At 73.1% G+C, this 12,022-nt stretch carries 11 protein-coding genes; 5 read left to right on the forward strand and 6 right to left on the reverse strand.

The genetic code is table 11. The annotated features are described in order from the left end of the window. Positions 1-77: 77 nt before the first annotated feature. On the reverse strand, positions 78-1,076 hold the full coding sequence (locus tag ACZ3KJ_RS30380) for a DEDDh family exonuclease (RefSeq protein WP_467531664.1): 999 nt from the start codon (positions 1,074-1,076) through the stop codon (positions 78-80). Between the two features lie 218 nt (positions 1,077-1,294). On the opposite strand from ACZ3KJ_RS30380, the gene ACZ3KJ_RS30385 reads away from it, so the two are divergent. Beyond that, the gene (locus ACZ3KJ_RS30385; RefSeq protein WP_467531665.1) at positions 1,295-2,017 is read left to right on the forward strand and encodes a VIT1/CCC1 transporter family protein; all 723 of its coding nucleotides are present in this window, start codon (positions 1,295-1,297) and stop codon (positions 2,015-2,017) included. 350 nt (positions 2,018-2,367) lie between these two features. Here the strand turns inward: ACZ3KJ_RS30385 and ACZ3KJ_RS30390 are convergent, their stop codons facing one another. Both ACZ3KJ_RS30390 and ACZ3KJ_RS30395 read right to left on the reverse strand, forming a co-directional pair. After that, positions 2,368-3,966: a CoA transferase gene (locus ACZ3KJ_RS30390; protein WP_467531667.1), complete on the reverse strand. Its 1,599-nt coding sequence runs from the start codon at positions 3,964-3,966 to the stop codon at positions 2,368-2,370. A gap of 215 nt (positions 3,967-4,181) precedes the next feature. After that, on the reverse strand, positions 4,182-5,711 hold the full coding sequence (locus ACZ3KJ_RS30395) for a S8 family serine peptidase (RefSeq protein ID WP_467531669.1): 1,530 nt from the start codon (positions 5,709-5,711) through the stop codon (positions 4,182-4,184). A gap of 320 nt (positions 5,712-6,031) precedes the next feature. Between ACZ3KJ_RS30395 and ACZ3KJ_RS30400 the strand changes: the two genes are divergently transcribed. The 3 genes from ACZ3KJ_RS30400 (at position 6,032) to moaA (ending at position 9,174) form a co-directional block, all read left to right on the forward strand. Then, complete coding sequence (locus ACZ3KJ_RS30400; protein WP_467531671.1) at positions 6,032-6,388, forward strand: DUF485 domain-containing protein; 357 nt, start codon at positions 6,032-6,034, stop codon at positions 6,386-6,388. Continuing rightward, complete coding sequence (locus ACZ3KJ_RS30405; RefSeq protein ID WP_467531672.1) at positions 6,385-8,010, forward strand: solute symporter family protein; 1,626 nt, start codon at positions 6,385-6,387, stop codon at positions 8,008-8,010. The genes ACZ3KJ_RS30400 and ACZ3KJ_RS30405 overlap by 4 nt, the downstream gene beginning before the upstream one ends. Positions 8,011-8,184: 174 nt before the next feature. Next, a complete protein-coding gene (gene moaA, locus ACZ3KJ_RS30410) occupies positions 8,185-9,174 on the forward strand; it encodes a GTP 3',8-cyclase MoaA (RefSeq protein ID WP_467531674.1) in 990 nt (329 codons plus the stop codon). An 11-nt stretch (positions 9,175-9,185) separates the two neighbouring features. Here the strand turns inward: moaA and ACZ3KJ_RS30415 are convergent, their stop codons facing one another. Continuing rightward, the gene (locus ACZ3KJ_RS30415) at positions 9,186-9,422 is read right to left on the reverse strand and encodes a hypothetical protein (protein ID WP_467531676.1); all 237 of its coding nucleotides are present in this window, start codon (positions 9,420-9,422) and stop codon (positions 9,186-9,188) included. 187 nt (positions 9,423-9,609) lie between these two features. Then, a complete protein-coding gene (locus tag ACZ3KJ_RS30420; RefSeq protein WP_467531677.1) occupies positions 9,610-10,029 on the reverse strand; it encodes a DUF3099 domain-containing protein in 420 nt (139 codons plus the stop codon). Positions 10,030-10,230: 201 nt separating this feature from the next. Between ACZ3KJ_RS30420 and ACZ3KJ_RS30425 the strand changes: the two genes are divergently transcribed. Beyond that, on the forward strand, positions 10,231-10,515 hold the full coding sequence (locus ACZ3KJ_RS30425) for a GlsB/YeaQ/YmgE family stress response membrane protein (RefSeq protein ID WP_467531679.1): 285 nt from the start codon (positions 10,231-10,233) through the stop codon (positions 10,513-10,515). A 182-nt stretch (positions 10,516-10,697) separates the two neighbouring features. On the opposite strand, the gene tyrS is transcribed toward ACZ3KJ_RS30425, so the two are convergent. Next, positions 10,698-11,972, reverse strand: a complete 1,275-nt coding sequence (tyrS, locus tag ACZ3KJ_RS30430; protein WP_467531681.1) for a tyrosine--tRNA ligase — start codon at positions 11,970-11,972, stop codon at positions 10,698-10,700. Between the last annotated feature and the right edge of the window lie 50 nt (positions 11,973-12,022).

The following is a 12,022-nucleotide window of genomic DNA, read 5'->3' on the forward strand; positions in this document are numbered from 1 at the left end:
CCGTGGGGTCATCCTTCCGGCAGAGGTCATCCGTCCGTGGGGGTCATCCGTCCGTGGGGGTCACCCGGCCGTGGGGGTCATCCGTCCGCGGGTTCGACGTCCCGCAGCAGCTGCCCGAAGGCGGCCTCGTCGATCACCGGCGTCCCGAACTGGCGCGCCTTGACCACCTTCGACGTGCCCGAGTCGGGGTCGTTGGTGACCAGCAGGCTGGTCAGCCGTGACAGGCTCGTCGCCACGTGCAGCCCCGCCTCCGCCGCACGGTCCTCCAGCAGCTCGCGGTCGACGGACGTGTCGCCCGAGAACGCCACCCGCATGCCCTGCTTCAGCCTTTTGCCCTCTTCGTACCGACCGGGGTTGGGGTAGGGGCATACCGGACGTTTACGGGACGGACGCCAACTGGTCGGCCGATAGCTGCCGTACCCCCCCGAACCTCCCGGCTGCTGCCCGATCCGGGGCGCGGGCCGGTCCTGCCACTCCGTCAGCGGGCGGCACTCGTGCAGCGGCAGCCGTAGGCCGCCCGCCGCCGCGGCCCGCAGGCTCGGCCGGAACGCCTCCGCCAGCACGCGCGCGTCGTCGAGCGCGTGGTGCGCCCGGCGCTGGACCACGCCGAAGTGGGCCGCCAACGACTCCAGCTTGTGGTTGGGCAGCGGCAGGCCCAGCTCCTTCGAGAGGGCGATGGTGCACAGCCGCTGCTTCACCGGGGCCTCGCGCTCCGCGCGCGCGTACTCCCGCGCGATCATCTGCCAGTCGAAGACCGCGTTGTGCGCCACGAGCACCCGGCCCGCGAGCCGGGCCGCGAACTCCTCGGCCACGTCCCGGAACACGGGCGCCCCGGCCAGGGCGTCGCTCGTCAGACCGTGGATCCACACCGGGCCGGGATCGCGCTCCGGATCGACCAGCGTGTACCAGTGGTCCTCGACCTCACCGCGCGCGTCCAGCCGGTAGACGGCGGCGGAGACGATCCGGTCGTCGCGGGCCAGGCCGGTGGTCTCCACGTCAACGACCGCGTACCCCTGGGGATACGCGGCCGGCCACTCCGTGGCGGAGGGCGCTGTGGTCGTGCGGTCTTCGAGCATGGTCCCTGAGGATACGGGCCGCCACTGACACCCCGTGCAGGTGTCCCCGCCCGGCCCCGCCCGCCGCCACACGCGCGTGCGGGACGAAGCCGGACGGAAGGTGCCCGCTGCGCACGGCAGTTCGGCCGGTCCCACCCGGACGGGGTGTCACACCCCGTCAGGCGCGCGTGGAGCGTCGGTGCGGTGCGGGCGGTGCCCGGGGTGCGATCCTCCGACCTGTGACGGAACCCACGCCGGAACCTCCCGGGGGCAAGGCCCACGACAGCACGCTCGGATCCCGCCTCAACTGGCTGCGCGCCGCCGTCCTCGGCGCCAACGACGGCATCGTCTCCACCGCCGGTCTCGTCGTCGGCGTGGCCGGTGCGACGGGCGACCGCTCGACCCTGCTCACGGCCGGCCTGGCCGGACTGCTGGCCGGGTCGATGTCCATGGCGGCGGGGGAGTACGTCTCGGTGTCGACGCAGCGGGACTCCGAGAAGGCCGCCCTCGCCGAGGAGAAACGGGAGCTGCGCGAACAGCCGGAGGCGGAACTGGAGGAGCTGACCGTACTGCTGGAGGAGCGGGGCCTGAGCCGGCCGGTGGCCCGGGAGGCGGCCGTCCAGTTGACCCGGCGGGACGCGCTGAGGGCCCACGCGCGCGTGGAGCTCGGCATCGATCCCGACGACCTCACCAACCCCTGGCACGCGGCCTGGGCCAGCTTCCTCGCCTTCACGGTCGGCGCCCTGCTGCCCCTGCTGGCGATCGTGCTGCCGCCGCCGGACCGGCGGCTGCCGGTGACCGTGGTCTCGGTGCTGCTCGCCCTCGCCTGCACGGGATGGACCAGCGCCCGGCTGGGCGCGGCGCGACCGCGGCGCGCGGTGGTGCGGAACGTCGGGGGCGGGGCCGTGGCGATGGGGGTGACGCACGCGGCCGGGATCCTGTTGGGGGCGGCTGGAGCGTGAGACCGGACCGGGGCGGCGGGCCACCGCCCCTGCCCCCGCCCTCCGCCGGACAGGGGCCCCGTCCCTGGGTGTGGGCGGTGTCGCGGGGTCGGGCTGCTCACCCCGCTGTGGGTGTGGGCGGTGTCGCGGGGTCGGGCTGCTCACCCCGCTGTGGGTGTGGGCGGTGTCGCGGGGTCGGGCTGCTCACCCTGCTGTGGGTGTGGGCGGTGTCGCGGTGTTGGGCTGCTCACCCCGCTGTGGGTGTGGGCGGCGGCGCCGGGCCGGGCCGCTCACCCCGCCGTGGGCGCGGGCGGCGGCGCCGGGCCGCTCGCCCCGCCCTGGGCGTGGGCGCTACCGCCGGGTCCGGCCGCTCACCCCGCCCAGCGTGCCGGATCCGCCCCCCAGGGTCCCGGCGGCACCGCCCAGTCGACCGGCCCGCCGTCGAAGGACACCGGCGGGAGCGCGTACCGCAGCCGCCCGAGCCGACTGTCGGCCTCGGCGAGCCAGGGAGCGGACTCGCTGTGCGCGGGTTCGGGGGACCGAGGGGCGGGTGCGTCGTGCGTGGTCTCGGGGAGCCGGGATGCGGATTCGTCGTGGCCGGTCTTGAGGGGGCCGGGCGTGACTTCGTCGTGGCCGGCGTCGGCCCCGTCCTCGGCCGCCGAGGCGGCGTCGGCCCTGCCCCCGCCCGCCAAGCCGGCGTCAGCGCCTTCCCCACCCGCCGAGTCCGCGTCGCCCCCGCCCGCCGACGCGACACCGACTCCCACCCCGCCCGGCCGTACCCCCTCCGTCAGCCAAGCCGCCGTCCGCGCCAGTGCCAGCCGCAGGACCCGGCCGCCGCCCCGCGCCGACCGGTCGGTCAGCGCGCGCAGGACCGCCGCCGCCAGGAGGTACCCGGTGCCGTGGTCGAGCGCCTGGGCGGGCAGTGCGCCGGGCCGACCGTTCGTCCCCTCGACGGCAGCGATGCCCGTCGCGGCCTGGACGAGGCTGTCGAAGCCACGCCGCCCGCCCCACGGCCCGTACGCCCCCCACGCCGACAACTGCGCCACGACCAGCCCGGGCCGGCGCTCGGCCAGCGCCTCGGGCGAGAGGCCGAACCGGTCCAGGGCCGCGGGCCGGTACCCCGTGACGACGACGTCCGCCGTGGCGAGCAGTTCCTCGAACGTCCGCCGGTCGACGCCGAGATCCAGGACCGCCGACCGTTTCCCGAACCCCGTGTCGGCGTGTTGGTCGGGGAGTTCGGGCAGGTGGGGTGCGTCGACGCGCAGGACGTCCGCGCCCAGCAGCGCCAGCGTGCGGGTGGCGACCGGGCCGGCGATGACCCGGGTCAGGTCCAGCACGCGCAGCCCGGCGGCCGGCAGCAGGGGAGTGCCGTCGAGGCGCGGGAGCGCACGCTCGGGCGCGCCGTCCAGCGGTTCGCTCTCGACGAGCGGCCGGCGGGCGACCTCCGCCGCCTGCGGGTGCGCGGCCCACTCCGCGGGCGTGCGCAGCGCCACGGCCAGGCCCGAGGCGGCGGTCACCGTCTCCTCCACCTCCAGGGCGGAGCGCTCGGCGAGGGCCGCCTCGACGGCGGCCGGACCCGCACCGCCGGGCAGGTCCAGCGCGCGCAGCAACCGCTCACGGTGGTGCGGGTAGTTGGCGTGCGTGCGCACCCATCCGTCGGCCGTCCGCCAGAACCGCGACAGCGGCGCGAAGGAGACGGGCGCCCGCCCGTCGACCAGCAGATGGCGCTCGCTGACGAACGCGGTGGCCACCGCCCCGTCGTCCACCCGCACCCGCGGCACCTCGGTGAGCCCGGCCCGTACCGCCGCGAGCTCGGCTCCGGCGAGCGCGCACGCGCCGACGCAGGCCCGCGCCAGTTCCCGTACCGGAAGCCGGGAGGGGAGGACGCCCTCCCGCGGGAGGGCCGTCACGCGCGCGAGGAGGGCGGGGCGGCCGCCCAGGTCCGCCCAGGCGGACGCGATATCCATCATGACCGCACTATGCATCACCGGCCGGAGCCGACCAGAGCCGACCGGATCACCACAGGAACCCCCCTCGCGGCCACCCACCGACCCACCGACCCACCGACCCCACCGGCCCACCCGCCCACCCGTCCGTCCGGACCCGGGCCGGGCGGGGTCCGGGCGGGTCCGGACGGGGCCGGACGGGACCCCCGCCCGGCCCCGGGAGAGCCCCGGCCCTCCGGCTACCGCACCGCGCGCAACGCGTTGACGACGCCGAAGCCGAAGAACCCGTTGAGCCGCGTGCCGCCCGCGCACGTGGCGTCCACCACGCCGTCACCGTTGCCGTCGTACGGCTCGGCCGGGCATCCGGGGTTGTCGGCCTGGGCCTTGAGCAGCGCCTGCAACGTCGCCGGGGACGCGGACGGGTACGTCGACTTCAGCAGCGCCGCCACACCGGCGACGTGCGGGGACGCCATCGAGGTGCCCTGGAGGAAGCCGTACGCGTTGTTCGGCATCGTCGACAGGATGCGGCCGTTGGCCGACGGGGTGTCCGGGATCTGGTACCGGTCGCCGCCCGGAGCCGCGACGTCGACGACGCCCAGGCCGTAGCTGGAGTAGTACGACTTGGTGCCCTTGACGCCCGTCGCGCTCACCGTGACCACGCCCGGCAGCTGGGTCGGCACGTCGAGGCAGGTGTGCGGGTCGACCGTCCGCGTCACCGGCGTGGAGTCGTCCGGGCTGCTGGAGTCGACGACCTCGTCCGCGTCCAGGTCGTGGTTGGAGTTTCCCGCGGAGGCGATGTTGAGCGTGCCCTTCCTCTGGGCGTACAGCTGCGCCCTGTTGACCGCGTCGACGATGGCCCGCTGGTCGGGGTCGTCCAGGCAGTTGTACAGCCACGGGTCCACGTAGTAGCTGTTGTTCGTGATCTCGACGCCGTGGTCGGCGGCGAACACGAAGGCGCAGACGACGTTCTCCGGGTAGAAGAGGCCGTCCACGGGGTCGCTCACCTTGATGCTCGCGACCTTCACCCCGGGCGCCACCCCGGCCACGCCGATGCCGTTGCGGGCCGCCGCGATCTCACCGGCGACGTGCGTGCCGTGGTAGTCCTGCGCGGTGTACGGGCGCCAGGCGCCCTCGGAGGTGTCCGCGACGCCGCCGACGCAGTTGGCCGACTGGGACGCGGAGAAGTTCGGGGCGAGGTCCGGGTGGGTGTCGTCGACGCCGGTGTCGATCACGGCGACCGTCACCTTCCGGCTGCCCGGGTCGATCTCGGCGGCCTTGTCGGCGCCGATCGCGCGCAGGTCCCACTGGTCGGCCTCCAGGGGCTCGCCCTCGCCCGCCGCCGCCGACGCGCTCGCGGTCCTGGCGGCGTCCGCCTCCGACAGCAGCTGCGCCGCGCCCTCGTCGGTGGTCCCCGCCGGGCTCAGCGGCGCGGTACGGGTCGCACCCGCCGACTCCACCCCGCGCACCGCGCGTATCGTCGCGCCGAAGCCGGGGTCCGCCGAGCGCGCGACGAGCACGCCGATCCGGTCGTACGCCACGGTGACGGTGCCGCCGGCCGCGGTGACCGCATCCTTCACCGACTCGATCGTGCGGTGGTCGACCTTCGTGTTGACGACGTACGTCAACGTGCCGGCGTCGGCCGCCTCCGTGGCGGAGGCCGTGACCGGGGCCGCCGCGGCCGCTGTCGGCAGGAAGCCGAGCGAGGCGGTCAGCGAGAGCACGACGGGCACCGCGAGGGCGAGACGGCGTCTGGACGGCAGATGAGCCATGGGGTCTCCACATCATCCGGGAACAGGACCGCCCGGACACAGGTCGTGTCTGGGCAGGTACATGACGCATGGTGCTGGGGCGAAGCTATCTTCCTGACTCGCCGGCCAGCAATGACCCACGGCCACGACTTCTCCGGGGGAGCCTCCCCGCGGCCCCGGCCGACATCCCGGGACGGCCCCCGGAACAACCCCCCGACGACTTCCGAAACAACCCGATCGAGTTGAACCGCGGCTCGCGCGCCGCCGTGACCTTGGGCAGGGAGCCCGAGGACGATCGAGCCCCCCCGGTACACCCGCCGTCCGCAACGCGAGGAGACTCCGTGGCCACCGATGCACCGCCCCCCTCGAAAACCCAAGCCCGACTCCCCTCCACCGAGGAGTTCGTCGCGGTGCAGGAGAGCGCGGAGTTCGGTGAACTGCGCCGCTCCCACCGCAGCTTCGCCTTCCCGCTGACCGTGGCCTTCATCGCCTGGTACCTGCTGTACGTCCTGCTGTCCAACTACGCGGGCGGCTTCATGGGCACCAAGCTGTTCGGCAACGTCAACGTCGCCCTCGTCCTCGGCGTCGCCCAGTTCGTCACCACCTTCCTCATCGCCTGGTGGTACTCGCGGCACGCCGCCGCGAAGCTCGACCCCCAGGCCGAGGCCATCAAGTCCCGGATGGAGGGCGGCGCATGAGCCCCGCACAGCACACCTTCCTCGCCGCCAACGAGGCCAGCGAACACCGGCCGCTGATCATCACCCTGTTCGCCCTCTTCGTCGTCGCGACCCTCGTCATCACCGTCTGGGCGGGCCGCCAGACCAAGGACGCCGCCGACTTCTACGCGGGCGGCCGCCAGTTCAGCGCCTTCCAGAACGGCCTCGCGGTCTCCGGCGACTACATGTCCGCCGCGTCGTTCCTCGGCATCGCCGGCGCCATCGCCCTCTTCGGCTACGACGGCTTCCTCTACTCGATCGGCTTCCTCGTCGCCTGGCTGGTGGCCCTGCTCCTGGTGGCCGAGCCGCTCCGGAACTCCGGCCGGTACACCATGGGCGACGTGCTGGCGTACCGCATGCGCCAGCGCCCGGTCCGTACGGCGGCCGGCACCTCCACGATCGTCGTCTCGATCTTCTACCTGCTGGCCCAGATGGCGGGCGCCGGCGTCCTCGTCTCCCTGCTGCTCGGCATCACCTCCGACGCCGGCAAGATCCTCATCGTCGCCCTCGTCGGCGTCCTGATGATCGTGTACGTCTCCATCGGCGGCATGAAGGGCACCACCTGGGTCCAGATGGTCAAGGCCGTGCTGCTCATCGGCGGCACCCTCCTGATCACCTTCCTGGTGCTGCTGAAGTTCGACTTCAACATCTCCGACCTGCTCGGCAAGGCCGCAGAGAACAGCGGCAAGGGCGCCGCCTTCCTGGAGCCCGGCCTCCAGTACGGCGCGACCGGCACCTCCAAGCTGGACTTCATCTCCCTGGGCATCGCCCTGGTGCTGGGCACGGCCGGTCTGCCGCACATCCTGATCCGCTTCTACACGGTCCCCAACGCCAAGGCCGCCCGGAAGTCGGTGAACTGGGCGATCGGCATCATCGGCGGCTTCTACCTGATGACCATCGCGCTCGGCTTCGGGGCCGCCGCCCTGATCTCCCAGGACGAGATCATCGCCTCCAACCCGTCCGGCAACACGGCCGCACCGCTGCTCGCCCTCCACCTGGGCGGCGTGGACTCCACCTGGGGCGCCATCCTGCTGGCCACCATCTCGGCGGTGGCCTTCGCGACGATCCTGGCGGTGGTCGCCGGCCTGACCCTCGCCTCGTCGTCGTCGTTCGCCCACGACATCTACGCCAACGTCATCCGCAAGGGGAACGCGACGGAGAAGGAGGAGATGAAGGCGGCCCGCTGGGCGACCCTCTTCATCGGCGTCGTCTCCATCGGCCTGGGCGCCCTCGCCCGCGACCTCAACGTGGCCGGCCTGGTCGCCCTCGCCTTCGCGGTCGCCGCCTCCGCCAACCTGCCGACCATCCTCTACAGCCTGTTCTGGAAGCGGTTCACCACCCAGGGCGCCCTCTGGTCGATCTACGGCGGCCTGATCGTCGCCGTCGGCCTGGTGCTGTTCTCGCCCGTCGTCTCCGGCGACCCCAAGGCGATGTTCCCCGACGTCGACTTCGCCTGGTTCCCGCTGAAGAACCCCGGCATCATCTCCATCCCGTTCGGCTTCCTGATGGGCTGGCTCGGCACCGTCCTGTCCAAGGAGGAACCCGACGCCGGCAAGTACGCGGAGCTGGAGGTGCGGTCCCTGACCGGCACCGGCGCCCACTGACCCGGCGCCCCCCCCCCGCAGCGGCCGCCTCGCAGGGCACCTGGAGGTCCCTACGACGCGGCCGCGTCTTATGTCGTGGGATCGGCGGCTGACCTTGTCGGCCCGGTCACGTAGGCTCGCAGACGACGGACCACACGCGATCCGCTCCGAGCGCTACGAGGGAAGGGGGCCCACGTGCTCATCGACACCTACGGCCGCGTGGCCACCGACCTGCGGGTCTCGCTGACCGACCGGTGCAACCTGCGCTGCACGTACTGCATGCCCGAGGAGGGACTGCAGTGGCTGGCCAAGCCGGACCTGCTCACGGACGACGAGATCGTCCGCCTGATCGACATCGCCGTGACCACCCTGGGCGTCGACGAGGTCCGCTTCACCGGCGGTGAGCCCCTGCTGCGCCCCGGCCTCGTCGGCATCGTCGAGCGGGTCGCCGCCCTCACCCCGCGCCCCCAGATGTCGCTGACGACCAACGGCATCGGCCTGAGGCGCACGGCGACCGCCCTGAAGGCGGCCGGTCTGGACCGGGTCAACGTCTCCCTCGACACCCTACGCCCCGACGTCTTCAAGACCCTCACCCGCCGCGACCGCCACAAGGACGTCCTGGAGGGACTCGCCGCCGCCCGCGAGGCCGGTCTGACCCCGGTGAAGGTCAACTCGGTCCTGATGCCGGGGCTGAACGACGACGAGGCCCCCGACCTGCTGGCCTGGGCCGTCGCCCACGACTACGAACTGCGCTTCATCGAGCAGATGCCCCTCGACGCCCAGCACGGCTGGAAGCGCGACGGCATGGTCACGGCGGGCGACATCCTCGCCTCGCTCCGCACCCGCTTCGACCTCACCGCCGAGGGCGAGTCCGCGCGCGGCTCCGCCCCGGCCGAACGCTGGCTGGTCGACGGCGGCCCCCACCGCGTCGGCGTCATCGCCTCGGTCACCCGCCCGTTCTGCGCGGCCTGCGACCGCACCCGCCTCACCGCCGACGGCCAGGTCCGCACCTGCCTCTTCGCCCGCGAGGAGACCGACCTCCGGGCCGCCCTGCGCTCCGGCGCACCCGACGAGGAGATAGCCCGCATCTGGCGCCTGGCGATGTGGGGCAAGAAGGCGGGCGCGGGCCTGGACGACCCGTCGTTCGTCCAGCCGGACCGCCCCATGTCCGCGATCGGCGGTTGACCGAGCACCCCTCAGGAGCCCGGGGCCCCGTCGGCCTCCTCGGGCGCCCGCCACTCCTCGAACCTCACGACGTCCTTGAGGAACCCCCGCACCCCGAGGAACTGCGACAGGTGCTCCCGGTGCTCCTCGCAGGCCAGCCAGGTCTTGCGCCGCTCCGGCGTGTGCAGCTTCGGGTTGTTCCAGGCGAGGACCCACACGGCGTCGGCACGACAGCCCTTGGCGGAGCAGATGGGGGTCTCTTCACTCACTGGTTCGTCTCACAGGTGCGGTGAACAAGGCGACGCCGAGCAGCCACGGGGGGAGCTGCCCGGCGTCGGTCCGTCGCTCCGACGGGGGATGCGGAGCGCGTACGCAGTATGTCACGGGTGACCGGCCGCACGGCACCGGAACAACATGATTGATCTGAGCTTTTCTTGAGCTCGGCACACAGCCGGCTCATGGCGCGGCGCGTGGCCGCCGCTCCGCCGGACCGCCGTCCGCGGGCTCCCGGGCGGATTCCGCGGAGGGCTCCTCTTCCGGCCCGGACACCCCCGAACCGCCTTCCCCGGGCGGCGGCGTCAGCATCGGCCGCCCCGGCGCGGCCACGAACGTCGACGGCAGTCCCGGCGCGTTCTCCCGCCCGGCGTTGGCGATCACCACCGCGACGTACGGCAGGACGCCCCCCAGGATCAGCGCCACCACGGCCACATGCCGTTCCACGTTCCACAGCACCGCCGCCAGGATCACGGACAGGGTGCGGATCGCCATCGAGATCACATAACGTCGCTGCCGGCCCCGCACGTCCTCCTGGAGCCCCTGACGGGCCCCGGTGATCCGGAACACCTGGACGTTGCCGGCGCCGCTCTGCTTCCGCATCACATTCCACCATCCGACCGCATCGAACTCTCCCCGGCACCCACGGTACGCCCGGCCCCGACCGCCTTCGAGGCCGGGGCGCTCCCCGCCCGCGCGGACTTTCTGCGCCGTACCGCGTACGGCCGTGCCCGACATGCGCCGTACGGCGTACGAACCCAGACTGGGGGCAATGCTCACGTCGAGCCGTACGAGGAGGCAGCCATGGGCTGGTTGTGGGCGATCATCGTGGGATTCGTACTGGGCCTGATCGCCAAGGCGGTCATCCCGGGCAAACAGCACAGCCCGCTCTGGCTGACCACCATCTTCGGCATCCTGGGCGCCATCGTGGGCAACGCCGTCGCGCGCGGCTTCGGCGTCGACGAGACTCCCGGCATCGACTGGAGCCGCCACATCTTCCAGCTGATCGCCGCGATCGTCATCGTGGCCTTCGGCGACATGCTGTACACGGCGACGCTGGGCAAACGCAAGCAGCGCCGCACCACCTGAGGGGGAGTGCTGCCCCGCACCGCCTGAGCGCTGCCCCGCACCGCCCGCGGCGGTGGAACCGGCCGCAAGAAGGGAAGCGCCCCCCGGAGCACATGCTCCGAGGGGCGCGGGGCGGGCGGGCCGGGCCGGCGACAGGCGGCAGGCGAACCGGTAGGGCCCGGCCGGCGAACCGGTAGGGCCGGTCAGGCTCCCGTTCCCGTGACCTCCACGGCGGCCAGGTTCTTCTTGCCCCGGCGCAGCACCAGCCACCGCCCGTGCAGCAGCTCCCCGGCGGCGGGCACGGCGTCCTCCGCGGTGACCTTGACGTTGTTCACGTACGCGCCGCCCTCCTTCACCGTCCGCCGCGCGGCGGACTTGCTCGCCACCAGGCCGACCTCGGCGAACAGGTCCACGACCGGCCCCAGCTCGGCGACCCGCACGTGCGGCACCTCGGAGAGGGCCGCAGCCAGCGTCCGGTCGTCCAGCTCCGCCAGGTCGCCCTGACCGAAGAGCGCCCTGGACGCGGCGATCACGGCGGCCGTCTGGTCGGCGCCGTGCACCAGCGTCGTCAGCTCCTCCGCCAGCGCGCGCTGCGCGGCCCGCGCCTGCGGCCGCTCCTCCGTCTGCCGCTCCAGCTCCTCCAGCTCCGCACGGGAGCGGAAGGACAGGATCCGCATGTACCGCGAGATGTCCCGGTCGTCCACGTTCAGCCAGAACTGGTAGAACGCGTACGGCGTCGTCATCTCCGGGTCCAGCCAGACGGCGCCGCCCTCGGTCTTGCCGAACTTGGTGCCGTCCGCCTTGGTCATCAGCGGCGTCGCCAGCGCGTGCACGGAGGCGTCCGGCTCCAGCCGGTGGATCAGGTCCAGGCCGGCCGTGAGGTTGCCCCACTGGTCGCTGCCGCCCTGCTGGAGCGTGCAGCCGTGGCGCCGGTAGAGCTGGAGGAAGTCCATGCCCTGGAGCAGCTGGTAGCTGAACTCGGTGTAGCTGATGCCCTGGTCGGACTCCAGGCGGCGGGCCACGGAGTCTTTCGTCAGCATCTTGTTGACGCGGAAGTGCTTGCCGATGTCGCGCAGGAACTCGATCGCGGACAGTCCGGCCGTCCAGTCGAGGTTGTTGACCATCACGGCCGCGTTCTCGCCCTCGAAGGAGAGGAACGGCTCGATCTGGCCGCGCAGCCGGTCGACCCAGCCGGCGACCGTCTCCGGGTCGTTCAGCGTGCGCTCCGCCGTCGGGCGCGGGTCGCCGATCAGGCCGGTCGCCCCGCCCACCAGGGCCAGCGGCCGGTGCCCGGCCTGCTGGAGCCGGCGCACGGTGAGCACCTGCACCAGGTGCCCGACGTGCAGGGACGGCGCGGTCGGGTCGAAGCCGCAATAGAACGTGACGGGACCGTCCGCGAGCGCCTTGCGCAAAGCGTCCTCGTCGGTGGACAGGGCGAACAGCCCGCGCCACTTCAGCTCGTCGACGATGTCCGTCACGGTTCTCGTGTCTCCTCGGTGATCCTCGGGTAGCCGGGACGACTACCGGC

It is taken from the genome of Streptomyces sp. NPDC003248, assembly GCF_055563235.1.